Origin of the sequence: Granulicella mallensis (genome assembly GCF_014203225.1) — a bacterium.
In the GTDB taxonomy this organism is placed as follows: Bacteria; Acidobacteriota; Terriglobia; order Terriglobales; family Acidobacteriaceae; genus Granulicella; species Granulicella mallensis_A.
This window is the reverse complement of record NZ_JACHIO010000010.1, coordinates 169691-195684: the sequence shown is the minus strand read 5'-3', so window position 1 is coordinate 195684 and position 25994 is coordinate 169691. Positions and strand designations below refer to the sequence as shown.

Below are 25994 nucleotides of genomic sequence, written 5' to 3'. Positions count from 1 at the left end.
GCAAAGCACTTACGAGACGGTAAAACCGGCCCAAATGGCGGTATTTGCCACAAAAATGCCACAAAGCCATAGCACACCATGTGGGCATGGGTTGGTCCGCGGGGAACCAACCCGGCTTGGCTTACTTCCCTTCTTCCTTTTTTGCCACCGTGGAATATTCGCGGACTGGCATGCGCTAATCGTGCCAATCGAATCGAAGAGAAATCCCGTCAAATGATCGTTCGATCTCGATCACCGACCGCGCTAATAAGTGAAGCCACTATTTTCGTTTTTCATGTATAACAATAATAGCGACACGACTCTATTTGCGTGCTTGAACCCCTATGAGTGGACCTAACAAACTGCCCGGCCAGAAGGTCTCACAAGGCGCATACAGTGCCTTCATCCCGGCACCTCTGCCTCCCGCCTTCGAGTGGACACCGAGGCTCATCCGAGCGCTTTCTGATGCTGATCGGATGGTCGGCAGGCTGGCCGGAGAGGGTGGGCGACTGCCCAACCCCCACGTCCTCATCCGCCCTTTCATCCGGCGTGAGGCCGTGCTGTCGAGCAAGATCGAAGGAACGCAGGCCACTTTAGGTGAACTGCTGGCTGCTGAGGCTGGGGCCGTCGTGGATTGCAGCCCGGAAGATCTCCGCGAAGTCGGCAACTATATCGTCGCGCTAGAACACGGAATGGCCCAGCTCAATAAGCTGCCTCTATGTGTCCGTCTCATCCGGGAACTGCATAGCAAGCTCATGACCGATGTAAGAGGCGATCAGGCAACTCCGGGCGAGTTCCGGCGGTCGCAGAACTGGATTGGCAAGCCGGGAAGCACTTTGGCGACAGCCTCTTTCATACCGCCCCCTCCGGGTGAGGTCGCGCCTTGCCTCGCGGCCTGGGAGAAGTTTCTCTACGAATCGGAACTGCCACCGCTGGTCACGATTGCTCTGGCCCATTACCAATTTGAGGCCGTGCATCCATTCCTGGACGGCAATGGCCGCGTCGGTCGCCTGTTGATTACGCTGTTTCTGATCGAGCAAGAAATACTGCCTGCTCCCCTGCTCTATCTCTCGGCATTTTTTGAGGCAACGCGGCGTGACTACTATGAGGGCTTGCGCGGGGTGAGTGAGCGCGGTGCATGGAACGATTGGCTGGAATACTTCCTCATCGGCATCGCCCGCACCGCCCAAGACGCGCTGAGTCGTGCAAGTCGCATCAACTTGATTCTTGCCCAATGGCAACGGCAAGTAGCTGGCGAGTCCACCAATACCCCGTTGCGGATCGTAGATCTGCTGGCCGCAAATCCCTTCATTACCGCAACGGGCATCGCCGGGGAACTAGGCGTCGCCTTCACAACGGCGCAACGCGCAATCGAGCGACTGGAACGCATGGGAATTGTGAAACGGGCGACAGATGCCAAGCGCGACCGTGTTTATTGCGCTCAAGCATTGCTCGACATACTCGAAGAGCCGGCGAACCTCACAGACTCTCTTGCCTAATGATGGGGAAAGGCAACGCGGTTTACTCGCGGGACGCTCCCTTTCTCCTGGCGACCTTGGTACAACCGGACGAACCGGTCGCAATGGATGGGCTCCAATGGACCCGAAAAACACAACCAGGAACCATGATCCTGTCCAAGCAATTCGTACTAAAACCTCTGCCGTCCTGCGGCAGAGGTCTCGGGCGAGCGCACTAGATTCTGCCCTTCACATGTCCACTGATCGAGCTGATTACAACTCTCGCGGCGTGCTGGCTAATGCTCTTAGCCCGTAATTTTTACGGGGACGGCACATCCCTGACCTCCAACACCAAACGCTTGCCCAGGAGGTGTGCCCGCGTCAATGTATCGAGCAAAACCGCCGTGTTCTGTGGGTCATGCAATCGGTCCAATTGAGAGCGATAGTCTTCAGTTCTGGCCTAGCGTGGAACGAGGACGATGGCTTCAGGTCCACCATCCGTGGTGGCACTGCCCACTTGAATGAGTTGGCCACCGGACTCGATACCAAAGATCGTAACCAGGCTGCTACCGGCACAACCAACATAGGCCAGTTCATTCCCCGGATCCACCACAATATTGGTCGGATTTTCCCCTCCGGGAATAAACGTATTTCCCAGAGATGTAAGAAGCCCAGAGGTAGGGTCAACACTAAATCCGGAAAGAGTGCTCTCCGTGCGATTCGTAACATAGGCAAATTTTCCGCTCTGCGTTAGCGCAACAGAGGTTGGACCGTCTCCTGTTTGTATCCTGCCAGATGCGACCTGAGACAGGATGCCTGTAGCTGGGTTGAGAGCAAGAACCGTAATCGTCGTGCCAGCCTGATCCGGAGAGTAGTAAAAGGTTCCAGCAGCATTGATCGTGCCAGCAAACGGTCCATCGGCTCCTACAGCAGAAGCAGGGTTGTTAGGGGTCAGATTTCCTGTGTTTGGATCGATGACGTATTGAGAGATATAGCCATCACCTTTGTTTGCAACGTAAACATATTTCCCAGAAGGATCGGTCGTAACACCGCTAGGCTCCTTATCTGTGGCGGCCGAGGATACGGATGTCGGAGTCAGAACGCCAGTCGTTTGGTTGATTACTAAAGACGTGGCCGTATCGCTATCGGTATCCGCTGTATAGACATACTTGCCCAAACCATCGACTGCAATCCCTTGGGAATAAAGGCCTGGGATATCAATGCTCGCCGGCGAGGTTGGGAGCAGAATTCCTGTTCCTGGCGTGACGGTGAACATATAGATGGTGCTGGAAGCGTCGCTACCACCAATCGCGTAGACAAATCGATGTTGAGGATCTATCGCAATGGCTATGCCTGTAGGAGCTCCAACCGTCGGAGTGCGGCCAATCTCGCTCCATACCCCCGCCGTAGAGATGCTGTATTCGTCAATTAGACCTACACTGGTACTGACGTACGCATATTGGGCGCTCGCTGTATAGGTTGACGCACTCGGTGGTGTTACTGGCGGCGTCACAGGAACAGATGTCTTCGCAGTGCTTCCACATCCCGCTAAAAGCGCACAAGACAAGAGAAACGGCAGAGTACGAGAAAGCACGCATATTAGCTCCATAGGTCATCATCGCTAAGCCCCATACTTGCCTTCGCCATTGGCAGAAATTGGCCCAGACCTCTCTAGGATACAAGCTGGACATCTTCTCAAGCCTTTCTTCCTCGGCCATGAAGTGCGAGCACGACACCCGCCGCCAAAGCCAAAGCTCCCACAGTGATGATGATGAAAAGCAAACCGCCACTCTTCCGAAAAGATGGAGATTTGAGGGCAGCATTCTCTTCATCCGATAGCGGTGCGCCGGACAATTCCTTAATCTCGCTTACGAGATTCATAATCAAATGCGAAGCACGTTTGTTCCGGTTCCCTTCCGGATACAGGCCATTCGAAGGATCACTGACGGTCCATAATGTGATCCTGCTCGACGGCTCTAAAATTTTCACTTCAAGCGGAGAATCGTTAAATTCAAAGATGACATCCGCTTTATCCGGTGACTCAAGAATCGTGTAGCGGCCCCAAGCTGTGAGCGCAGTGATAAATCGCTTGTACATATCGCTCGACTGAGCGCTGCTTTCGACAAAGATATTCTTCGCCGCGCGAATCTCCGCAGGGACAGGAGCATCGAGGAATTTCGGGGAAGCAGTTGCCTCTTGCAATTCAAATGCGATTGGAGTTGCCGCTGGAGTTGACATAGCCTGAGCGGTTTGAGTACTGAATAGTACGAAGCACAAAATGGATGCGACTATCCTGGCCGCCGGAGATCAACACGGTATCGTCGTACAACAAGGTGGCTGTGTGGTTCGACCTGGAAGCTATCATTAAGGTCTGACCAGTTTGAGATTCTGTATAGATAAATGTCCCAGTCACAGGATTGTATAGCTCTGCCGTATTCGATTCATACTGGCCTCCGGTAATCAGCACCAAACCACTCCCCAGCCTTGTTGCCTGACTCCCTATTCGCGCGACATTCATCATCTGCTTGGTCGAAGTAAAATTGTTTGCCACGGGATCGTAAATCTCAGCCGATTGAATTGGATTACCATTTTGATCTGTTCCGCCGCTCATCAGAACCGTGCCATCCAGCAGCAGGGTGGCGTTATGACCGATCCTTGCGACCTGCATGGGCCCACCGGTAGCAGTGAAACTTCCCGTAAGAGGGTTGAAGAGCTCGGCGCTTGCCAAGGGATTTCCGCTTGCATCACGGCCTCCGGCGATCAGAACCTGACCATTGGTCAGCTGTGTCGCCGTGTGTTTCGCTCTGGGGGTTGTCATCGTCGTTGGATTATTTGTGAAGATCTGCGCCGCCGGGTCATATTGTGTCGTTAGCTGAAAACTTCCTGGCGTCCCGGGTGTTGATCCTGGCGTGAACAACTCCGCAGAAGATAGTGCCAGCGAAGTGCCATCAGTCCCCCCGGTAATCAACACTTGTCCTGCTCCAATGCTCAAAACCGTCTGTTGGTGTCCAGAGCGAGCCGTCAGCATTGACGCTGCGGGGGTGAAAGCTCCGTTCATATACAGTTCCGAGCTCGACAACGGGATCGAACCGTTGTCTCCGCCGGTGATAAGAACCGTTCCATCTTTCAACAGACCTGCCTGCTGGTTCTCCCGGGCTTGATTCAAGGTACCCGCCACGGCTTGCGTAGCAGGCGGAGCCACAACGGCAGTACCAGCTACAGGAGTTGACTGACTATTAGCAAACCCCGTGTTCCCGAGGAAGCTGCAGCACCGTTTGCGGGCACCGGGCTCTTGGGGCTGTCGAAGCTCTCGCTCGGATGGATGAAGCTCGGGATCGTGCACGAGCGCATTCAAGCAGGTCGGCCGCAACAAAACGGCCGCCACGAGCGGATGCATCGCACTTTGAAGGAGGACACGACCAAACCACCTGCGGCATCCCTTCGAGCACAGCAGAGCCGCTTTGATAACTTCCGCTAGGTGTTCAACAACGAGCGCCCGCATGAGGGGCTAAACAACCAAGTTCCCGCAACTCTTTACATGCCCAGCGCGATACGACTGCCGCGCAAGTTGCTGGAGTTCACGTACCCGAAGGGGCTCCAGTTGCGACGAGTCAATAATAGCGGGGACATTAGCTGGCACAAGAACAGAATCTTCATCAGCGAAGTATTCCGCTTCGAAGAGTTGGAAGTCGAGTTGATCACACCGGGGCTTTATAGAGTCTTCTTTCGAGATATGGAGATAGGAGAACTCAATTCCGAAGAGCTTCGTTTCAGAGCTGTGCGTAGAGTGGTCTGAGCCTGCCAATGAGTGCATTGGGCTGATATCACCAACTGACCCGAGAACTTGCCGAAAATACGGGCAATTCACCTATCAGCAGCAGCCAGCAATGCGCTCTAGACTCTCCGAGCATCCGTCGAAAAAGCGAGTCATTTACGTTCGAAATTTCGGGTGAAATTGCCTTTCTCATGAATCAAGATTTATTGTGAGTACTATCAATCATGACTGAATGAACGAAGGGTGAGAGAACAGTGATTATCTTCCTTAGGGCCTTCCGTTCGCCTCGGTCCCGCAGATACATCTACGTGCTCCTCCTCCTGGCCGGAGTGCACGGGCTCAACGCACAGGATCCACTCAAGCTGATTCAGCTCAATCACATGTCTTGGACCGCTCGGGAGGGCGCTCCTTCAGAGATTGCCGGGCTTGGACAGACGGCCGACGGAGTGCTCTGGATTGGTAGTGGAAGTGGGCTGTACCGATTCGACGGCATAAGTTTTTCTCTCTTTCGACCCGCTTCGGGAGAGCCTCCGTTGCCGCGAATCTCGATCAGAACGCTTTGCGTGGCTCGTGACGGGACGGTGTGGGTAGGATTCAGACCCGCCGGGGTTGCTGCAATCAGGAATGGCCATGTCAAACTCTACGGAGTACAGGAAGGTCTTCCACCAGATACAACCTATCAGCTGCTTCAAGCAAATAATGGAGCGATGTGGGCCATAGCCGGTCTACACCTTTGGCAACTACGAGGAGAACGGTGGCAACGAGAGTCACCGAGCGAACCGTTCTCATCCGAACGCGTTTATAAGATGTTCTTCGATAAAGCGGGAACACAATGGGTGGGAACTAACAAATGGATTTACCGACGAGAACCCAACCAGGATAAGTTTGAAGCGACAAACGAGGTCGGCGGGGAGTTGATACAGTTCGCAGAGTCGCCGGATGGCAGCCTTTGGGTTGGTGGCGAAGAGGGAGCGGGGACATCTATCCCAATCGTAAGACGCCTCGACGTGGAGGGCCATCGGTCCCCATATCCGATCCGGTTGCACGTACTATCGGATACCCTCCTCTTCGATCCGGAAGGGCAGCTATGGATCGCATCGGTCTATGGTCTTTTGAAGGTCAACCCACGAGAGATCGCAAAAGCCCCGACTCCCATAGCGGTGGATCAGGACAAACAGTTCAAGTGGTTTGGGCACGATCAGGGATTGAGTACAGATAGTGCCACCGCAATGTTCAAAGATGCCTCAGGAGATATCTGGGTAGGAACCATGCGTGGACTGGATCGATTCGAGCAGCCCAAGCTGATTCAACCCGAAAACGTCCCGATATCAGACCGGCGCATGATGGTCACGAGTTGTTCGGACGGCGAAGTGTGGATAGGAGTGCCTCTTGCTCCACTGGTTTCGATCCGCGACGGACAGACGATCACTCGCATAAAGAAAACATATGAGATGGACTCCGTCTACTGCGGCCCCAGCGGCGTCATCTGGTTCACCGATGATCAAGGAATTGGAAGGTTTGATCGTAAAACAACCACTCACATCCCCCTCCCCGAAGGGATGCGGCCATCCTCGGCTAAGCAAGTTATAGAAACAAGTGATGGATCCATCTTCGTTACCTTTCGCAATGCCGTGGACCTCTGGCGATGGCAACGTGGAACATGGTCTCAAGTCGCCGTTCCTGCGATTCAGAAGGAGGGACGGAATGTTATCTTCAGGGACCGGGCAGGAAGACTCTGGGCAGGCTATGCCAACGGCGCCATCACTGAACTCGAAGGCAATTCCGGACGTGACTTCCAAGCTCCGGGCCTGGGCGACGTCACCGCTTTCGCTGAAACCAGTCATGGCTTTCTTTCCGGCGGCATGAATGGCATAGCAGTGCAGCGCGGAGACACCTTTGAACATTTACTTTTGGAAGACGAACTTCACGTGCGTGGAATTTCGGGTCTGGTTGAGGCGGACAGTGGCGATTTATGGCTGAACGTGGCCTACGGCGTGGTGAGAATTCCGCAAGCTGAATTTCTCAAAGCCCTCGACTCCCCTGCCTACCGAATGAAGTCGCAACTTATCACTGAAGGTAGTGTCATTGGGCCGGCACCTCTCAGCTACGCCCTGCCATCAGCCGTTCGCGGCGCCCGCGGGACAATCTGGTTCGCCAACTCTAGCACCGCGTTCTACGTAGATCCAAGCCGGCTACCCCAGAATCAGATCCCTCCCGTACTAACCATCTCGGCGGTAGTTGCGGACGGAGTCACTCTTACTGATTACCATCAGATTCGACCTGGTGTGAATACATTAGTTATCAAATATGCGGGGATTAATCTTCCTGCCCCAGAACGTGTAACGTATCGCTACCGGCTCGAAGGAAGTGACAGGACTTGGCAGGAAGTCGGATCCAGAACAGAAGCTGTTTACACAAAACTGCGCCCAGGCCGCTATACATTTGACGTGCTCGCCTCAAATGGTGAGGGAATCTGGAGTCAGCCCTCCAGTACTCGCTTTCAAGTTCTGCCGGCTTTTTACCAAACTGTGTGGTTCTTCCTCGCATGTTTCGCTCTTACAGCCGCTGTGGTTTGGCTCATACTCATGCTGCGAATCCAACGCGTAACCGAAACAGTGCGAATCAGGGCTGAAGAGCGCGCAGACGAACGGGTACGGATTGCGCGCGATCTGCATGACACCCTCCTGCAGGGAGTACAGGGACTTATGCTTCGCTTTGATGTCGCCTCCCAGGAAGTCCCTGAAGGGGGACGCGCCCGCAGGATGCTTGAGGATGCACTCAAATCGGCAGACACTATTTTATTAGAAGGGAGGGACCGGGTCAGAAGTCTCCGATCCGACACATTCAAGGATCTAACGCTCGCTGAAGCCCTCGCCGCGGTCGGCACTCATCTCACGCGCTATAGCGAAATTAGATTTCATGTTCAAACCGAGGGACCGATGGTTGTCGTCGATCCGATCGTTCTCGAAGAAGTCTTCTGCATCGGACGCGAAGCCATTACGAATGCTTTTCAGCATGCGGATCCTTCCGTTGTTGAGGTCAGGATCACCTATAGTAAAAACGCGTTCGTTGTCTCCTGCGAGGACGACGGCAAAGGGATAGATCCGATTCTTCTCACTGATGGAAGAGCGGGCCACTGGGGGATGAGCGGGATGAAAGAACGTTCGACTAAGATTGGCGCTAAATTTGAATGTACAAGTTCAACGGCCAATGGAACTCGGATTACAGTCACTGTGCCAGCCAATCGGGCATATGGAGTCAGATCTCCGATCATGCGCCTATTCTTTAGATATCTGCCTCGGTTGCGATCCTAAACCAAAGAGATAATCCCATGAAAACTCGTCTCATCACTCATGCAAAAATTACACGCAGACGGTCCGTAGCCCAGATGACGATCGGTGTCGACCCTGGAGTTGTCTGTAGCCACTGGTAGGAAGCTTCATAACGTTGCGGCGCTGTATGCCGACATCGCGGTTCGCAGGGTTACGGCAAGCGGCAGGTCCGGTTGTTCCCCTTCCTGCCGCGACAGCTTCGAAGCAGTCAGGTATTTGTGGATGTCGGAGACCACGACGGACCCCTCCCCTACAGCGGAGGCGACGCGCTTGACCGAGCCGCAGCGCACGTCTCCGACGGCGTAGACGCCTTCGAGGTTGGTGCCGAAGAAGGCGCTTGATGAGGCGCTGCTGCCAGTAATGATGAAGCCCTTGTCATCCATGGAAAGAGTGTTGCGAAGCCAAGTTGTATTGGGGCTGGCGCCGATCATGACGAAGACATGCGAGACGTTTATCGTTTTGGATGTGCGGCTTGCATTGTCCCGAACCGTCACGGTGCTGAGCCGATCGGCTCCATCCATGCCGACGATCTCGGCCTGCAGGCGCACGGTAATCTGGCTGGTGGCAAGGATGCGCTGGACGAGATAGTCCGACATGGTGGCCTGCAGGCTGCGACCCCGGACAATCAGGTGAACGTGCTTCGCGGTTTGCGCGAGAAAGAGGGCGGCCTGCCCGGCTGAGTTGCCTGCACCCACCACGACGATCTCTTCGCCGCGACAGAGACTAGCTTCCATCGCCGTAGCCGCGTAATGGATTCCCTGGTACTCGAAGCGGTGATAGTTCGCGACGTTGAGCTTGCGATAGCGGGCGCCGGTAGCGATGACGACGGTGCGTGCACTGACAGCGGGCGCGTCTTCGATCTCCAGACGGCACATACCGTCCTGCTTGCTCATACTGACCACGTTGCGAGAGATAGAGAAGTGTGCTCCGAACTTCTGCGCCTGGATGAGTGCGCGCTCCGAGAGTTCCTGACCGGAGACACCTGTAGGAAAGCCAAGGTAGTTCTCGATGCGCGAGCTGGTCCCCGCTTGTCCGCCGGGCGCGGCTCCTTCGATCACGATGGTCTTGAGGCCTTCGGACGCTGCACAGACGGCAGCGGCGAGGCCAGCAGGGCCGGCGCCGACGATCGCGACATCGTAGACGATTGTGTTCTCTCGCAGGTCGGTCAGGCCGAGTTCATCGGCGAGCATGGTGATCGATGGGTTGCGTAGAACGCGCCCGTCCGGCAGGAGGGCCACAGGAAGGCCGGCTTGCGTGATCTCGAAGGTCCGGATGAGGGCATCGGCGTCCTGATCCAGTTCAGCGTCGATGATGCGGTAGGGATAGCCGTTGCGGCTGAGAAATCGCTGGATGCGAATCGTGTCGATGCTATACCCGTGGCCGAGAAGTATGACCCCACTGGTGGCTTGCTGAACAAGGTTACCCCTGCGGCTGATGGAAGCCTGCATGATGAGGTTGGCGATCTCAGTCTCTGACCGCATGATCTGCGCCAGCGATGCGCGGCATATACGCATTAACCGCGTGGGCTGGACAGCACGGCAGCTAACCAGGGTCTCCCGGTTGTCCAGGAGATCCAGTTCACCGGTGAACTGGCCGTCGGTCAAGCGTGCAACGATATGCTCTTTGCGATTGTTTCCGGCACCTTCGAAGATCTCGACGGCACCATCGAGAATCACAAACCAGTCAACATCGCGCTCGCCACGAACGAAGAGGTAGGAGGACTCCGAGACAACTTCTTCGTTGCCATAGCATCTCAGGCGCTCAAGCAGAGCGGGGGTGAAAATTGGGTGGAAGATGCCAGCGGTCTGGATGCCAGCGGTCTGAGGGCTGTTCGAATTTGCTTCGGGAAAGGTCAGCGGGGATGTCATGACGCGCTCCAGCGAAAAATAGCGGTGATGGGAAGCGGGACGCCGTTGCGGGCGCCCCGCGACCTCGAGAGACCTAGCTCTTGAGAAACCCGAGCAAGTCCTTGTTGATCACATCGGCGTGCGTGATGGGCATGCCATGCGGGAAGCCGGCATAGACCTTCAGCGTCGCGTTCGGGACCAGCTTGGCGGTCAGCGCGCCGGCATCCGGGTATGGAACGATCTGGTCGTCGTCTCCATGCATGACGAGGGTCGGGACATCGATCTTCTTCAGGTCCTCGGTGAAGTCGGTTTCAGAGAAGGCCCTGATGCAGTCGTAGGAGCCCTTGATGCCGCTCTGCATTCCCTCGAACCAAAAGTTCTCGCGCACGCCTTCAGAGATCGTGGCTCCCGGCCGGTTGTAGCCGAAGAACGGGAGGGAGAGGTCCTTGTAGAACTGGGAACGATCGTTGACAACGCCATTGCGAATCGCATTGAGCGCTTCGATCGGAGTCCCAATGGGGTTGCGCTCGGACTTCACCATGATCGGCGGCACAGCACTGATGAGCACGGCCTTCGCCACGCGGCTTGTTCCGTGGCGCGCAATGTAGCGCGCTACCTCGCCGCCTCCGGTGGAGTGGCCCACCATGATTGCGTCCTTCAGGTCGAGCGCTTCGAACAGCTCTGCTAGGTCGTCGGCGTAGGTGTCCATTTCGTTGCCATCCCATGTCTGGCTGGAGCGGCCGTGGCTGCGGCGATCGTGTGCGATGACGCGATAGCCGAGATTGCCGAAGAAAAGCATCTGGGCGTCCCAGGCGTCCGCGTTCAGCGGCCAGCCGTGCGAGAAGGTGATGGGCTGACCGGTGCCCCAGTCCTTGTAGTAAATCGTGGTTCCGTCCTTCAGAGTAAGTGTGCTCATGATCTCCTCGATTCTTGCGGGTGACTGTTGCGTTTGAGTGGAGACTCCGCTTGCCTGATGCTGAGTCGGTTTCTTCTTTCTGAAAGTGATTCTGACCCCGCCCACTTGGTGTGAACACCTCACGAAGGGGGCTTTGCAAGCTACTCGTTCGGGTGGTTGTTCAGCGCGTTCCTTGCCGCCTGGTCGATGATGTTTGCCACCTCGACCGGGGCCTGCTGAATGACCATGTGGCAGCTGTCCACGGAGACGGTGACGGCGCCCATTCGCTTCGCCATCATCGCTTCCATTGCGGGGGCCAGCATCTGGTCCTGCGTGGAGATGAGAGACCATGTGGGCTTCATCTTCCACGCAGCCACCGTCAACTTCTCGTCGAACATGGGGCCGTAGCTCTGGCCCTGGGTTGCGAGCGCGAGCAGACGTTCCTCCATGGGCAGGCCTTCGGTAACGTAGTCCAGCATGCCCTCCGTGGTCAGTGTGGCGAACTTGTCCGCCGTGAGACGAATCTGCTTTTGCCCGGAAGTCCAGCCGTAGGGGCTTCCTGCATCATTCGAAGATTCTCCGACCTCGGGCGCGTACGCCGTGATGTAGACAAGCCCGGCGACTTTTGGATCGTCGCCGGCTTGCGTGATCACTGCGCCACCCCAGGAGTGGGCCACGAGAATGAGTGGACCGTCTTGAAGCGCGATGATTCGTTTCGTGAAGGCGACTTCATCCTCCAGAGAGGTCATTGGGTTTTGCACGGCGACGACGTGGTAATCCATCTTCTGCAAGAGCGGGATCACCTTCGACCAGCTTGATCCGTCCGCAAATGCACCGTGCACCAGAACGATGTTCTTGACGTGTGTCGCAGAGGACGCTTTGGCTTCTGCATCGGTATTGAGTGGTTGGCTTGACATGGCAGTTCTCCTTTGGAGGTTGTGGCGTTATTTGCGCAACGCGGTCTTTGCAGCCTGATCGATCACCGCAGCTACTTCGACTGGCTGCTGGAGCATCGCGAGGTGGCAGGTTGGGAGGGTCGTCGCAGTGGCGCCCAGACGCTTCGCTGAAGCCGCTTCCATGGCCGGCGGAAGCATCTGATCATCCGATGCGATGACGACCCATGAGGGCCTCGTCTGCCAGGCGGCGACGGTAAGCTTCTCGTCGAACATGGGGCCGTAGCTCTCTCCCTGTACGGCAAGCACTACCCGGCGCTCTTCCATGGGAAGCCCTTGCGCGAAGTGGTTGAGAATACCGTCCGAGGTCATGTAGGCGAACTTCTCGCTGTCGACGCGAATAGCTTTCTGTCCTTCGGTGACGCCGAAGGGAGTGCTCGCCTGGTTGGCTGATTCACCGGCATTGGGCGCGTAAGCCGCGACGTAGACGAGACCTGCAACCTTGGGATCGTCGCCTGCCTGCGTGATGACCGCGCCGCCCCAGGAGTGGCCGACCAAAATGACAGGACCATCCTGCAGGGCGATCGCGCGCCGCGTGGCAGCCACATCATCGGCAAGCGAGGTGAGAGGGTTTTGCACGGAGACGACGTGATAGCCCTCGGATTCGAGGATAGGAATGATCTTCGACCAACTGGTTCCATCGGCGAAGGCGCCATGGACGAGGACGATGTTCTTTACCGCGGGGGCGGGCGTCAGTGCGATGTGAACGTTTTCGTTGAGCATGATGTTCTCCCATTGAGGTTATGGATCGGTGAGTGAGCTCATGCCGATGCGAGAATTCGACACGAAGGGATCGGTGTTGCTGCGGTGCTGACTTGGGTCAGCTTGTAGTGAAGTATGGCCGGATTCCATGCAGCACGGGCCACCCGGAAGTAGTGAAAAGTGACTACCTCATGGGGGTGCAGCAACCGGTATCGCCTCATACAAGAAAATTGTCGGAAGACCACCCCATCGGGTGGTGACGGGCAGGCGCTGCGGAGATAACTTGGAACGGATATTCGCTCGGTCGATAGCCGACACAATGCGCGCGAAGAAAGAAGCAAGAGATCAATGGCAGCTTATGACGCAATCATCGTTGGTGCCGGGCAGGCAGGTCCTGCGCTCGCCGGAAGGCTTACAGCGGCTGGGTGGACAGTTGCTCTAGTGGAGAGGAAGCTATTCGGCGGAACCTGCGTGAACACCGGCTGCACGCCCACCAAGGCGTTGGTCGCGAGCGCTTATGCAGCACATCTGAACCGGCGTGCCGAAGACTTCGGGGTTGTCCCAAGCATCGCGGTGATGATGGATATGCCACGCGTCCGGCAGCGCATGGAGGCAATTGTAGCGAAGTCGCGAGAGGGTGTGGAGCAATGCCTACGCCAGATGGAGCGTTGCACGATTTACCAGGGCGCCGCGCGCTTCGTCTCCCCATCTCAGCTTCGGGTTGGAGACGAACTGCTCACCGCGCCACATATCTTTCTTAACGTCGGCTCGCGGCCTGCCATTCCCAACCTGCCCGGTATCGATACGGTTCCCTACCTGACAAGCTCGACGATCCTGGCGCTCGACTCACTACCACCTAAGCTGGCCGTAGTAGGCGGAGGTTACACAGGGCTCGAGTTTGCGCAAATATACCGGCGCTTCGGATCCGAGGTCACTGTGATTGAGCGCGCGGCACGACTCGTCGCCGATGAGGACGAGGATGTTTCGAACGCTGTGCAAGGTATCCTGGAGGCGGAAGGGATTGAAGTGCGTCTTAACGCGGATTGCATTTCACTGCGCTTCGATGGCGAAGACGTCTCGGTGGGCGTAAACAGCGTTGACGGTGAGCTGGAGGTTCCGGCATCGCATATTCTGCTGGCGATGGGACGTACGCCGAACACAGACGACCTCGGTTTGGAAGCTGCCGGCATCGCTGTTGACGAACATGGCTACATTTCGGTCGACGACCAGCTCCAAACCGCCGTCCCGGGAATATGGGCGCTTGGCGACTGCAACGGACGCGGCGGGTTTACTCACACTGCCTGCAATGACGCCGAGGTTGTCGCGGCAAACCTTCTCGATAACGATGCGCGCAACGTGAGCGATCGCATTCCGGCGCATGCGCTGTACATTGATCCACCGTTAGCGCAAGTCGGTATGACCGAACGTCAAGTACGGCAGCGCGGACGAGCTGCGTTGATCGGAATAAGGCCGATGACCAAGGTGAGCCGCGCCATCGAGAAGAGTGAGACGCACGGATTCATCAAGCTGCTGGTCGACGCGGAGAGCAAGGAGATTCTGGGTGCGTCCATCCTGGGGACCGGAGGCGACGAAGCGATCCATTGCATTCTTACCGCAATGTACTCTGGCATGCCTACCTCGCTGCTCCAGCGCGCGATGCGCATTCACCCTACGGTCGCTGACCTGATCCCGACGGTACTTGGGAGCTTGAAGCCGCTCGTCTAAACTCAGCCCTCGAGGAAGCCGCGCTTCATCGCGATCATGACGGCGTGGGTACGATCATTCGCCTGCAGCTTGGCAAGGATGCTTTTCATGTGTCCCTTCACCGTATCTTCGGAGATAAAAAGCTTGTCGGCGACGATCTTGTTCGAGCATCCGGATGCAACCACGCGCAGCACTTCAATCTCTCGGTCGGAGAGCGCGTCGGCGCTGTAGTGCTCTGCAATCTCCGAAGCAATCTCGGGTGGAATTCGCCGGTGGCCTGCGTGCACGGAGCGGATGGTATCAATTAGCTCGGTGCGCAACATGCCCTTGAGCAAGTAGCCGACGGCCCCGAGTTTGAGTGCGCGCGAAGCCTGGATATCTCCCGAATAAGTGGTGAGGATGACAATGCGCGCATTGGGAAACTCGCTACGAATGGCAGCCGTTGCATCGATCCCGTTCATCTGCGGCATCTGCAGGTCCATCAAGGTCACGTCAGGGCGATGCTGTCGAAACGCCGCGACAGCGTCAATCCCGTTCTTCGCCTGCGCAACCAGTTCCATGTCGTTCTGCTGCTGCAGCGCGAATGCGATGCCATCGCGAACAAGCGGATGATCGTCAACGCAGAGCACCCTGATTTTGCTTGAAGCCGCCATGACCGCCTAACTGAAATCTACATCGTCTATGCGCTTAAGATACCACTCGTCGCTGCGCCGTCCGCCACCCGAAAGAGTGGTTTTCATGAGCACCAGATGCCGCCGGCCGCCTACGCTAAACCAAGCCATCATTCGAGGCAGGGGCGTGGAAGGTGTAAGTGTGAGGTTAGAAGTTCATGTGGGTCGCTTCGGTGCGGGTTCGTTTTCACCCAATTTTGCCTACAATCTCTGTTGGGCTGGATCGGTTCCTAAATCAAACTACACAAAATACTGGCTTTTCGGCAACTACGAATAGTTGTGATTCCTCCCGCAGCAAGGTCAAATGGTGGGAAATCGCCAATGCACTCATTGATAACCGATCACGATAAGCGGTCGTGGCGGGTGCGGTGTATTGGGCCAGGTGGCGTAGCTGATTTATCTGGGTCGCCGGGCAAAACAGGCCATGGAAATGACAGAGTATGGAAAGCCATGAAGTCGGCTTCCCACCCTTCCCACACTCTTTGGAAATCCCTTCGGGATTCCCACATTCCCACGGCCTCGACGACTGGATATATGTCTTCTCGTGCCCGCTCAACTCGAACCATCGCCACCGCAAGGCGCTTGTAACGGATGTCTCAGGTCCACAGCGTAACGCATGTCCCGGTACACTCACCCCTAGCAAGGCTTGGTTTCCTTAGGCGCGTGCGCGAGCACGCAAGATCTGTTTGGGAGGGCGTTGCGGGAAGGAACGTCCGTGCGACTTGAAGCTGTTTGAATGATTGTTCAACACGAAAGGAGTGAGCTGAACCTGCGGTTCCGTCCGCAGAAGCCTATCGACATCGGCGTAGCTGGTAACGGCTGGGTCGAAAGCTGTCGAGACAACGCACCTCTGTCTTCGGACAAGGAAGAATGGCTCGGCGAAGGTGACCATGGACGTGTACAGCCAAGCCCAAATGCCTGCCAAGCGAGAGGCCCAACGAAAGGTCGTCGCAATGATGCGCTCAGAGGAGGTGGCCCAGGTCCTTGCAATGAGCGCATAGAAATAGGGTCCCCAGAGGGTCCCCGGCCATTTTGCGGTAAAAGCGCTAAGTTATTGAAAGTATTTGGCGTCCCCGACGGGATTCGAACCCGTGTTACCGCCGTGAAAGGGCGATGTCCTAACCACTGGACGACGGGGACGCATGCAACGCGAGGCTTCGCTTTGCTCAATTCCTTAAGGCTAACAACACCTGGAGACAAAGGCAAGTAGCCCCTGTGAGTCCTGAGGCCAAAACTAGTGTCGTTTAGGCCATAGAGCAAGGCTGGTGCGCACTTTACGGCGCACATCCGCATACCGCAGCAGGATGAAGTTGTCGGTCATGCCCGCGATGTAATCGGCCACAACCCTCGCCAATCCTTCGCTTTCGACCTCGGCGTAATACGCCTCAGGCAGCTCTTCCGGCTCGTTTACCCAGAAGTCGAACAGCTCCGTCACGACCTCGGCGGCCTTCGAGTGCTCGAGCTCCAGATCCGGACAGGTGTACAGCGTGTCGTAGAGATAGCGCTTCTCTTCCAGGCGCTCCGCCTCCGCCTGCGGAGAAAAGACCGCCAGGCGATGGTCAGAATTCCGAATATCAGCCAGCGATTGTGCCCCAATGGCCGCCACGTTCTCCCGCGTCGTACGGATGAGATCCAGCACCAGCGTCTTCTGCATGGCCTGCAGCGCGTCGTGGAAGATGTACTTCTCCTGCGCTCCGGCGTGCGCCTGCTGGACTGCGGCATAGCTCTTGCGCAGGATTCCGACGTGGTCGCGAATATGCCGCACCTCGAGCAGACCGGACTCCACTCCATCGTCAAGGTCGGCGGTCAGGTAAGCAATCTCGTCCGCGAGGTCGATGATCTGGGCCTCCAGCGGTGGCCGCTGGCTTAGGAAATACTCCGCCAGCTCCGGGTGCTCGCCTTCGCTGTAGTCACGCGAGTGCTTGATGATGCCCTCACGCGCTCCCAGCGTAAGATTCAGGCCGCGATGCCCGGCATACCGCTGCTCGAACCGCTCGACGATGCGCAGCGCGTGGAGATTGTGGTCGAAACGCAGTCCATGCCGCTTAAGGCACTCGTCCAGGGCACGTTCCCCTGCATGTCCAAAAGGTGGGTGCCCAATGTCATGAACCAGAGCCAGAGTCTCCGCCAGGTCAACGTTGAGCCCCAGGGCTGCGGCTACCTGCCGGGCTACCTGGGCCACTTCGATGGTATGGGTCAGGCGGCTGCGAAAGTGGTCAGAGGCACGGCTGGTGAAGACCTGCGTCTTCCCTGCCAGGCGGCGAAACGCGCGCGCCTGCACGATGCGGTCACGGTCCCTCTCGAACGGCTTGCGGCCATCGCTGGGAGGGGCTGGAAAGGCGCGCGACGATAACTGCTCTTCGATCTCGCCGAAGACGCCACAAACTTGCAGGTCTGACTTCATTCCTTATTAGTTTAGCCGGAAATCCCTAGTGGTTATTTTCCGGAGTGATGTTCGCATGGGCCAGCTTGACGCGAGCGCCTTCCAGCTTGTGCTGCACCTTCTCAACGTCGGACGGATCGGCCTCAGGCGCAAGCGAAGTAGCGTATTGCGCCAGAGACTTCTGCCACTGGACCACCGCTTGCGGCAGCTTACCGGTCTTTGCGTAGATCTCACCCAGGTGGTCGAGCACCGTTGGATCGTTGCCCGCTCGCGCAACGGCCTTCTGCGCGTAGTCTTCCGCTAGCGCATACTGCCCCTGCTTGTAATAAGCCCACGCCAACGAGTCCAGAAAAGCGCCGTTCTGAGGATCGTAGGCTACCGCCTTTTTCAGCATGGTGACAGCTTCATCCAGCCGAATGCCGCGGTCCGCCAGCATGAATCCGTAGTCGTTCTGGATGGCCGCACTCTGCGGATCGATCGCCAGCCCCTTGCGGTACTCCGACTCCGCCTCATCGAACATCTTCTGCTTGTCCGCAATCGTGGCCTTGTACGAATAGAGGAAGACCTTATCTTCAGGCTTCGCAGAAAGAGCTTCTACCTTGTCGAGAGCTGCCGATGTTTCCTTCCAGTGCTTCGCCCGCGAATAGATATCGGCAATGGTGAAATAAACGATCCGGTCTTCCGGCGTGCCAGGGGTCTTGCCGCTCAACTGGGCATTGGCAAGCTTGATCGCCTCATCCAGCTTGCCTGCATCTCCCAGCTGGCTGGCATAGGTCAGTTGAATATCACGGTTGGTCGGCATCGCCTTGGCCGCGTCGGCCGCAGCGCGCAGGGCCTCAGGCCATTGATGGCCGTCTCGATAGGCCTGGACAAGACCATCGGCGCCACGCGCCTGGAAATCGCCGCCCAGCGCTTGAATCTGCTTATAGGCCTCTACGGCCTCCTGCGTCTTATTCGATTCGCGGTAGACGATCGCAAGCCGTTCCAGGAATAAAGCACGGTTGCCCCGGGCCTGGTCGTCATACTTGCCGTCGGCCTGTTCGGTCGAAGCGAGCATATCTTTCAGGGTCTTGATGGCCTCGTCGTAACGTCCGAGCGCATCGTAGACCAGCGCCTCGTTGTAGTTGAGCTCGAGATTGTTAGAGACCAGCGCTCCAGCCTTCTTCAATGTCGTAAGAGCCTGCTCGTAGTGCCCCTGCTGGCGCTGGATGTCGGCCTCACGAATCAGGGACTGCGCATCCTGCGGATCGGAGCTGATGATCTCCGCAAAGATCTTCGCGGCGGCATCGGTTTCGCCATTGGCAATCAAGGCGTTGGCTAATCCACGCTTGGCGTCCGTATTGTCGGGATCCTGGTCGAGTGTGGCCCGATACGCCGCAACGGCCTGCTTCGGCTGCTTCAGCTGGTCGTAAATGCCGGCCAGCGCAAAATCCATACGGGCGCTGCGGTCATCTTCCGACACATCGGCGATCACCTTCGCTGCGCGCTGCAGGTCGCCCTGCTCCGAATAGAGCCGGGCCATGCTCAACACGACCTCTTCGGAAGATCCGTCGATCTGCTGCGCCGCCTTGAACTGCGCCTCGGCCTTAGCCGAATCGTGATTCAGGCCGTAAAGCTGGCCCAGGAGCAGATGTGTCTCAAGGTCGTTGGGCTTGAGTTCTGCGATCTTCTCGTACTCCTTGATCGCCATCTGCAACATGTCGCTGGACTGCGGGCTCTGGCCGTCGCCAAGCGAACGGAGGTAGACCCGTCCCAGCAGCATATGGGCATCGGCGTCATCCGGGTGCTTGGTTACCTGGTCCTGCGCAGCCGTAACGGCTTCACGAATCCGTCCCAGCTTGAAATAGAGGTTGGACAGGCCGTCCTGCAACATGCGCGAGCCGGGATCGGCATCGAGCGCGAGCTTGTACTGCTCAATCGCCTGCGTTGCAAGGTCCTGGCGGCCATTCCCTGAGGCCTCATCTTCGTAGATCTTGGCCAGACCGTAGTGGTAGTACGCGGAAGAGCGATCGGTCACAGGGGGGGTAACCGTCTTCGCAGTCGCATTCTGCGCGAGCATACTGCCGGAGGCGGCGAACGAGACAAGGGCAACGGTAAAGCAAAGAGGCAGAAGTGAAGTACGAAAAGCTGGGCTCATGGGCAGAGATCCTGAAAACGCTCGTTCTAATTCCTTAGACGGCACTGTACAGGGTTTGGATGCTGTTTGCTAGCAAAAGCCGAAAGCCAGGGATGAGGGCACAGGGATTAGGGATTAGAAAAGCAAGGGATTAGATAGCGTCTGACGAATCGGACATCACCTAAACACCTAGTTTGCCCCCTACACAGAGACGTCATCCTGAGCGGAGCGCCTCGCGCTTTTGCGAGGTGCGCAGTCGAAGGACCCCGAAGAAATCGATCTCACCCGTGCTGTTAGGACCTTTTCCAGCACGAACGTTCAGGATCGAGCGCTCGAGGTAGAAAAGGTGAAAAAGGTTTGGGCAAGAGGTCAACCCTCGGGGTCCTTCGACTCCGCGTCCCAAAAGCCGGGACGCTACGCTCAGGATGACGCCGCTGTAGGGAAAGAGAAGATAAAAGCTATATCTCTCGATCTTGGCTTTGGTCTAAACCGTGGTCTCCGATTCGTCAGACACGAGCTGGAGCTTGGCTTTCCATTACCCCTGTTCCCTGGCTTTTCTCAGCCGTGACGGAAATGGCGCATCCCCGTGAGGACCATCGCCAGCCCTAACCGGTCTGCGGCAGCAATCACCTCAGGGTCGCGTACCGAACCACCCGGCTGAATCACCGCCGTAGCGCCTGATTCCGCAATCAACTCCAGGCCGTCCGGGAAGGGGAAAAAGGCGTCTGAAGCGGCGACAGTTCCCTGCAACGGCAGAGCCGCCTTCATGGCGCCAAATCTCGCGGCATCGACGCGGCTCATCTGCCCCGCGCCCACGCCTACCGTCTGCCCAAAGCCGCCATCGAGCCGTGCATAGACGATGGCGTTCGACTTGACGTGCTTGCACACGCGCCACGCAAAGAGCAGAGCCTTGAGCTCCTCCTCCGTCGGCTTGCGTGTGGTGGCAACCGTCAGTTGATCCGGCTGCACCATTGCGCTGTCTTCGTCCTGCACCAGGTAACCGCCCGAGATCTGCTTGATCATCCGTGATGGCTTGGCCGGCTGAATACGCAGCACACGCAGATTCTTCTTCGTACCGAGCGCAGCCAGGGCCTCGGGAGTAAACTCCGGCGCAACCACAGCCTCGACGAACAGCTTGGCAATCTCTACCGCTGCTGCGCCGTCCACGATGCGGTTAATACCGATCACTCCACCGAAGGCCGACACAGGATCGGCAGCCAGGGCACGAAGATAGGCTTCCTCCACGGTCGTTCCCTGTCCCACACCGCACGGGTTCGTATGCTTGATGATCGCCACCGCGCAGGCATCAAACTCGCTCACCAGCGCCCAGCAGGCGTCGAGGTCGACAAGGTTGTTGTAGCTGAGCTCCTTGCCCTGCAACTGTTCCGCATCGGCAATACCCAGGCCCGAGCCATCCACATACAGCGCCGCAGACTGGTGCGGATTCTCTCCGTAGCGCAACGAAGCCTTGCGAGGAGCGATGACGCGCAGGGTTGCCGGCAGTTCCGTGGTCTTTGCCGATTCGCCCGGGATGTCCGGCATCGCTTCCAGGGTCGAGGCAATCCCCACATCATAAGCGGCCGTCGTCGCAAAAGCCTTCCGCGCCAGCTGCCAGCGAGTCTTATAGCTCAACTTGCCTTCGTTGGCCTTCAGTTCCTCCGTCAGCGAGGCATAGTCCTGCACACTCGTGACGACCGCGACATCCTCAAAGTTCTTGGCCGCCGAGCGCAGCATGGAGGGGCCGCCAATATCGATATTCTCGATAATCTCTTCGAATTTGACGCCCTCGCGCGAGGCCGTCTTCTCGAACGCATACAGGTTGACGACGACCATATCGATCGCCCCAATGCCGTGCTCTTCCACCGCGCGCACATGCGCCGGGTCGCCTCGGCGATGCAGGATGCCCCCATGCACCACCGGGTGCAGCGTCTTCACGCGGCCATCGAGCATCTCCGGAAAACCGGTCAACTCGGCCACATCCAGGACAGTGAGGCCCGCATCGCGCAACGCCTTAGACGTGCCGCCTGTCGAAACCAATTCAACGCCAAATCCAGCCAGCGTCTTCGCAAACTCTACCAAGCCCGTTTTGTCGGTTACAGACAACAGGGCACGCCGTACAACTTTCTGATCGCTCATGTCGTCCACCATTCTAATCTGTGTGTTGCTAATGGAGCGCATCTAATCCCCTGCAAGCCAGACATGCACGCTTTGATTTAGAATGCTTCAGAACCGTAAATCCAACGCTACTCACACTATGTCGTCTTCGCCGTCCCTGATCGAGAAGCCAATGCAGCAACGCATGCCCGCCGACCTCCAAACTCTTACCACGGAGAAGCCGAATGACGCGTCAACCGGTCTCGATACGAAATCCGCTATCGATATTGCGCGCATCATCAACCACGATGACACCAAGGTCGCGGCAGCCGTAAAAAAAGCCCTGCCTGAGATCGCGATGGTGATCGACACCGTCGCACGCTCGCTCCGCGATGGCGGACGGCTTATCTACGTCGGCGCCGGCTCTTCCGGCCGCATCGCCGCCCTGGACGCCTCCGAGTGCCCCCCGACGTTCTCCACTGCGCCCTCGCAGGTGCAATACATCATGGCCGGCGGCCCCAAGGCCCTCGCCAGCGCTTCGGACGTCAACGAAGACTCGCCCGAGCTCGGCCAGCGCGATATCGCCCGCCGCCGCCCCACGCGCAAGGACATCGTCATCGGCGTCTCGGCTTCGGGACGCACCCCTTACGTCATCGGCGCCACGGAATACGCCCGCTCACGCGGAGCCAAGACCGCGGCCGTCACCTGCAATCCCGACTCCGACCTCTCACAGGTTGCCGACGTTACCATCTGCGCCGAAGTGGGCCCTGAGATCGTCTCCGGTTCTACCCGCATGAAGGCCTCCAGCGCGCAGAAGATGATCCTGAACATGATCACCACCGGCGCGATGACTCGGCTCGGCTATGTGTACGACAACCTGATGGTGAACGTTCACATGAAGAACGCAAAGCTCGTCGAACGCGGTATCCGCGTTCTGATGAAGCTCTGCGATATCGACCGCGAGACCGCGATCCGCACGATCAAGTCCGCAGGCAAGTCAATTCCTATCGCGGTCGTCATGCTCAAGGCCAACGTAGACAAGATGGAAGCAGTACGCCGCTTGCAGAAGTCCGATGGCAATGTTCGTCTCGCGATCGACGATTCCAGGCTCGAGCTCTAAGCCTTCCGAGGAATACAGCAAATCTGCTGCGTTCCTCCGTTGATCCGGACTCGACTCATCCGTCGATTGGAACGTCTCAAGCTTTGGCCATCTCGTTGCCTCTGCTCTATCGAGACTATCTTTATCAGCTTGATAGCTTGGTGTATTTATTTACCAGATCGTCGGACACTCTGAACCCCAGACCGCGCAGTTCCGCAATGGCACTCGGCAGATGGAGAAGACCACGCTCGGACGCTTGAATCAGAACAGCTAGCGTCCCTGCAGGAATGAGCGAACGATGCTTGGCAGCTTTTCGCCCTGCACCATCGTCCAGTAGGACGAACGTTGCAGACAGCTTAATCGCCAAACTGATCGCCTCACGCTCTCCTTGTCCGAGTACCACAGGAAGTGTTTTGTCCATATTGAAAATGGAATCAATCGTCACCCAATCTGGCAAACAAAAGGCCCAATTCCGCACTACGTCGGGCGCACCCGCATGACGAAGCTCAGAAACTACAGCAGGAGGCACGATTACACTGCCATAGATTTCATGCAGAAGCACTTCTTTTCCCATCTGCACCAGATAATTTAACGGACTAGTATCTGCGACAACAATCACGGAGTAAGCCGCCGAAGATTAGCGAGATCCTCATCGAGATCTCGCGACGTATAGTCGAAGATTCCGTACTTCAACAGAAAAGGATCTACGTGCATGCGAGTGGGCAAATTCAGTATTTGCTTGACCTGTTCCATCGTCAACTTGCCATCGCGATAGGCCTGTGCCGTGTGATCTTCGAGCAACAACCGTGCAGCGTCCTCACCTACCGGAGCCAGCACTCCTGCAAACTCATCCGGAATTTCGACCACAACCTGCATATCGCTAAGATACACCCGGTGACAGTACAATCGGAGCTCCAATTACCTACGCAACATTCTCCTCAAGCCGTGTTTATTCCAACAGCAAGCGGCGAGCCCCTCCACAGCGCCGCACGAAGGAGCTTTCGATGAAACGCACACTTCTCCCAGCAGCACTCGCACTCGTACTCGCCGGCTCAGTCGCCTTCGCTCAGCAGCCGCAGACAGCTCCGGCGCCCGATGCTCAGCAGCCTGCCGCTCCGGCACACCACCACCATCACGCGCCGAATCCACAACATGAGACGAAGAGACTGGCCAAGCAGCTCAACCTCTCGGCGGATCAGCAGGCCAAGGTCGAACCCATCCTGGCAGATCGCGACCAGAAGCTCACCGCCCTCCACGCCGACACCACCCTCGCCCCCCAGGACATGCATCAACAGATGAAGGCGATCCACGAGGCCACCGAACAGCAGCTCGCGACTGTCCTTACCCCTGATCAGCTCCAGCAGTTGAAGTCCATGCACCACGGACACAGAGGCCACGGCCAGGAGCAGCAGCCCACTGCCCCGCCGACGGCATAATTCCCTCTTTCAAGTAGAAGCCTCCACGAACGACTTCGCGGAGGCTTTTTGCGCTCCCTTCGCTCGAACCATGTCTCGCGGCACGCATTCCTTAGCCGTCTCCCGGCTCTGGTGGCAATCTTGTTCGAGACATCTACTCTCTGCGCACAACAATCCACCTTTAGATAAGGCCGGTGATTGTTCCGATGAGTTCTTCAAGCTTATGGTCCAGCGCCACAGCCGCTTTCAGTAGAGGTTCGTTCTCGGCGATAACCATCAATGAGGAGGGTTGAACATAATAAAGTGTTGAGCCCTCGCCATCCTCTACAAGAAGCACCTCTACGGGCGCAAAGAGGCCTGCGGAAAGGTCTTCACGCATCATGGTGATCGCGAGCAGAGGATTTCCGAGGATGATTCGCAGCACACGACGATGAATCCCATAGATCGTAATCCACCCGCTGTGATCTATCTCAGCGAACAGCATAAAGCCGCTCGGCCCGACAAAACGCCTGGTGACTTCAGCGTCAAACTCTTGCGGCGAATGACTCTGTGAGGCGATCTCATTGATCAGAGGAACGGCAGATTTGCCGGTCTGCTCTCGCAGACGTTTCATAATCTCGTCGAAGGCCAACGAACTCTTCACTTCAATCCGTTTTCCTGCAAAGTCGTGGGTAGTCCGTGTTGCATCACTCATCTGTATCTCCCTTTCGTCTTTTGACCTTTGACGCCACAAAACGTTTCCCTGGAGCCTCTAAGTACTCCTCTCAGATTCATCCCCTTGCGTACTGCATCGTCCATACCGGCGCGACTCCAGGCTGGTATTCGTTGCCGACCCACGGGGTTCCACAGATATGCAAATAGGCATACGGGGTCTCGTTGAACATGACCCATGCACCCGCATCCCTTACTGTCGTCGGCAAACCACATGCCTTCGCATCGAAAGGCCACATGATCATCCAATGGGGGCCGATCGGGATTGCCGGACTGGTCTTGTCGTGCGCATCAGTATTGCTATGCTGTGTCGCTCCACAGAGCATGTAACACAACCCCGGAACAGCGTTGGTCGGCTTCGGTTTACGGAGATGGGCATCCATAAACCATTGCATCGCCATGGGGTCGGCACACATGGGAGGATCGCCGATCACGTTTTCATTTCCTGGCATGCAAACCCATTGATTTGTCCCCTTCCGAAGCACCGTCATCTTGCCGTGTTCGTCTTTGTCCATCACCGTCGCATCTTTGGTGATCTCAGACGGCCCGGCTAGCATAGCCCGCTTAATCTTGATTTCAATGACCTGTTCGGCGGCTGTCTGGTTAGGGCTGGATGTCCCAGATGGAATTCCGCTGATTGCGCTGTTGCTGTAATTTCCCGTTCCCGTCTGCTGGGCAACGCCTTCTCCGCGGAGTGCGGCGAGAGCAGCTCCGGCAAGCGCCGCGTTGCGCACAAACGCACGACGGGAAATGGATTCGATCAATGTTGGATTGGAATTTCTCAGATCATCAGGCAGATTTGCGGTACTCATGTGGATCTCCTTCATATTGATGACAAGTTCGATGCACAAGAAGCGGCGG

At 57.0% G+C, this 25994-nt stretch carries 20 protein-coding genes, 1 tRNA gene and 1 pseudogene; 6 read left to right on the top strand and 16 right to left on the bottom strand.

Features of this window, described 5'->3' with window-relative positions:
• Window positions 1-323 precede the first annotated feature (323 nt).
• On the top strand, window positions 324-1478 hold the full coding sequence (locus tag HDF15_RS13265; RefSeq protein WP_184256271.1) for a Fic family protein: 1155 nt from the start codon (window positions 324-326) through the stop codon (window positions 1476-1478).
• A 418-nt stretch (window positions 1479-1896) separates the two neighbouring features.
• On the opposite strand, the gene HDF15_RS13260 is transcribed toward HDF15_RS13265, so the two are convergent.
• The 3 genes from HDF15_RS13260 to HDF15_RS13250 all read right to left on the bottom strand — a co-directional run bounded on the left by HDF15_RS13260 (window position 1897) and on the right by HDF15_RS13250 (window position 4602).
• Window positions 1897-2949: a beta-propeller fold lactonase family protein gene (locus HDF15_RS13260; protein WP_184256269.1), complete on the bottom strand. Its 1053-nt coding sequence runs from the start codon at window positions 2947-2949 to the stop codon at window positions 1897-1899.
• Between the two features lie 182 nt (window positions 2950-3131).
• Window positions 3132-3674 (bottom strand): hypothetical protein, encoded by a 543-nt coding sequence (locus HDF15_RS13255; protein ID WP_184256267.1) that lies wholly within the window; start codon window positions 3672-3674, stop codon window positions 3132-3134.
• Entirely contained in the window at window positions 3640-4602 is a 963-nt protein-coding gene (locus tag HDF15_RS13250) for a kelch repeat-containing protein (protein ID WP_184256265.1), read from the bottom strand. Before HDF15_RS13250 ends, HDF15_RS13255 begins: the two co-directional genes overlap by 35 nt.
• Before the next feature lie 99 nt (window positions 4603-4701).
• On the opposite strand from HDF15_RS13250, the pseudogene HDF15_RS26450 reads away from it, so the two are divergent.
• Both HDF15_RS26450 and HDF15_RS13240 read left to right on the top strand, forming a co-directional pair.
• Window positions 4702-5232 (top strand): annotated as a pseudogene (locus HDF15_RS26450) (integrase core domain-containing protein); the annotation flags it as partial.
• A 785-nt stretch (window positions 5233-6017) separates the two neighbouring features.
• Complete coding sequence (locus HDF15_RS13240) at window positions 6018-8525, top strand: sensor histidine kinase (protein WP_184256263.1); 2508 nt, start codon at window positions 6018-6020, stop codon at window positions 8523-8525.
• A 125-nt stretch (window positions 8526-8650) separates the two neighbouring features.
• Here HDF15_RS13240 and HDF15_RS13235 read toward each other — a convergent pair whose 3' ends face one another.
• From HDF15_RS13235 to HDF15_RS13220, 4 genes are all read right to left on the bottom strand, one after another.
• Window positions 8651-10411, bottom strand: a complete 1761-nt coding sequence (locus HDF15_RS13235) for a cyclic nucleotide-binding domain-containing thioredoxin-disulfide reductase (protein WP_184256261.1) — start codon at window positions 10409-10411, stop codon at window positions 8651-8653.
• A gap of 73 nt (window positions 10412-10484) precedes the next feature.
• On the bottom strand, window positions 10485-11306 hold the full coding sequence (locus HDF15_RS13230) for an alpha/beta fold hydrolase (protein WP_184256259.1): 822 nt from the start codon (window positions 11304-11306) through the stop codon (window positions 10485-10487).
• A gap of 140 nt (window positions 11307-11446) precedes the next feature.
• Complete coding sequence (locus tag HDF15_RS13225; protein WP_184256257.1) at window positions 11447-12202, bottom strand: alpha/beta hydrolase; 756 nt, start codon at window positions 12200-12202, stop codon at window positions 11447-11449.
• A gap of 27 nt (window positions 12203-12229) precedes the next feature.
• The gene (locus tag HDF15_RS13220; RefSeq protein ID WP_184256255.1) at window positions 12230-12961 is read right to left on the bottom strand and encodes an alpha/beta fold hydrolase; all 732 of its coding nucleotides are present in this window, start codon (window positions 12959-12961) and stop codon (window positions 12230-12232) included.
• Between the two features lie 327 nt (window positions 12962-13288).
• On the opposite strand from HDF15_RS13220, the gene HDF15_RS13215 reads away from it, so the two are divergent.
• Window positions 13289-14665 (top strand): FAD-containing oxidoreductase, encoded by a 1377-nt coding sequence (locus tag HDF15_RS13215; RefSeq protein ID WP_184256253.1) that lies wholly within the window; start codon window positions 13289-13291, stop codon window positions 14663-14665.
• A 2-nt stretch (window positions 14666-14667) separates the two neighbouring features.
• Here the strand turns inward: HDF15_RS13215 and HDF15_RS13210 are convergent, their stop codons facing one another.
• From HDF15_RS13210 to purH, 5 genes are all read right to left on the bottom strand, one after another.
• Window positions 14668-15297, bottom strand: coding sequence for a response regulator transcription factor (locus HDF15_RS13210; RefSeq protein WP_184256251.1), 630 nt, complete (start codon window positions 15295-15297; stop codon window positions 14668-14670).
• Window positions 15298-16380: 1083 nt separating this feature from the next.
• Window positions 16381-16455 (bottom strand) — tRNA-Glu (locus tag HDF15_RS13205).
• 94 nt (window positions 16456-16549) lie between these two features.
• Entirely contained in the window at window positions 16550-17719 is a 1170-nt protein-coding gene (dgt, locus tag HDF15_RS13200) for a dGTP triphosphohydrolase (RefSeq protein WP_184256249.1), read from the bottom strand.
• A gap of 25 nt (window positions 17720-17744) precedes the next feature.
• The gene (locus tag HDF15_RS13195) at window positions 17745-19835 is read right to left on the bottom strand and encodes a tetratricopeptide repeat protein (RefSeq protein WP_184256247.1); all 2091 of its coding nucleotides are present in this window, start codon (window positions 19833-19835) and stop codon (window positions 17745-17747) included.
• Between the two features lie 537 nt (window positions 19836-20372).
• Window positions 20373-21950, bottom strand: a complete 1578-nt coding sequence (purH, locus tag HDF15_RS13190; protein WP_184256245.1) for a bifunctional phosphoribosylaminoimidazolecarboxamide formyltransferase/IMP cyclohydrolase — start codon at window positions 21948-21950, stop codon at window positions 20373-20375.
• Between the two features lie 151 nt (window positions 21951-22101).
• Here purH and murQ point away from each other — a divergent pair, with 151 nt between their 5' ends.
• Window positions 22102-23028 (top strand): N-acetylmuramic acid 6-phosphate etherase, encoded by a 927-nt coding sequence (gene murQ, locus HDF15_RS13185; RefSeq protein WP_184256243.1) that lies wholly within the window; start codon window positions 22102-22104, stop codon window positions 23026-23028.
• 124 nt (window positions 23029-23152) lie between these two features.
• On the opposite strand, the gene HDF15_RS13180 is transcribed toward murQ, so the two are convergent.
• Both HDF15_RS13180 and HDF15_RS13175 read right to left on the bottom strand, forming a co-directional pair.
• On the bottom strand, window positions 23153-23626 hold the full coding sequence (locus tag HDF15_RS13180; RefSeq protein ID WP_184256241.1) for a DUF3368 domain-containing protein: 474 nt from the start codon (window positions 23624-23626) through the stop codon (window positions 23153-23155).
• Entirely contained in the window at window positions 23623-23913 is a 291-nt protein-coding gene (locus tag HDF15_RS13175) for a UPF0175 family protein (RefSeq protein ID WP_184256239.1), read from the bottom strand. Before HDF15_RS13175 ends, HDF15_RS13180 begins: the two co-directional genes overlap by 4 nt.
• Before the next feature lie 98 nt (window positions 23914-24011).
• Between HDF15_RS13175 and HDF15_RS13170 the strand changes: the two genes are divergently transcribed.
• A complete protein-coding gene (locus HDF15_RS13170; protein ID WP_184256237.1) occupies window positions 24012-24443 on the top strand; it encodes a hypothetical protein in 432 nt (143 codons plus the stop codon).
• Between the two features lie 160 nt (window positions 24444-24603).
• Here the strand turns inward: HDF15_RS13170 and HDF15_RS13165 are convergent, their stop codons facing one another.
• Together HDF15_RS13165 and HDF15_RS13160 are read right to left on the bottom strand one after the other, a co-directional pair.
• A complete protein-coding gene (locus HDF15_RS13165; RefSeq protein WP_184256235.1) occupies window positions 24604-25116 on the bottom strand; it encodes a DUF302 domain-containing protein in 513 nt (170 codons plus the stop codon).
• A gap of 76 nt (window positions 25117-25192) precedes the next feature.
• Window positions 25193-25945 (bottom strand): hypothetical protein, encoded by a 753-nt coding sequence (locus HDF15_RS13160; RefSeq protein ID WP_184256233.1) that lies wholly within the window; start codon window positions 25943-25945, stop codon window positions 25193-25195.
• Window positions 25946-25994: the final 49 nt, after the last annotated feature.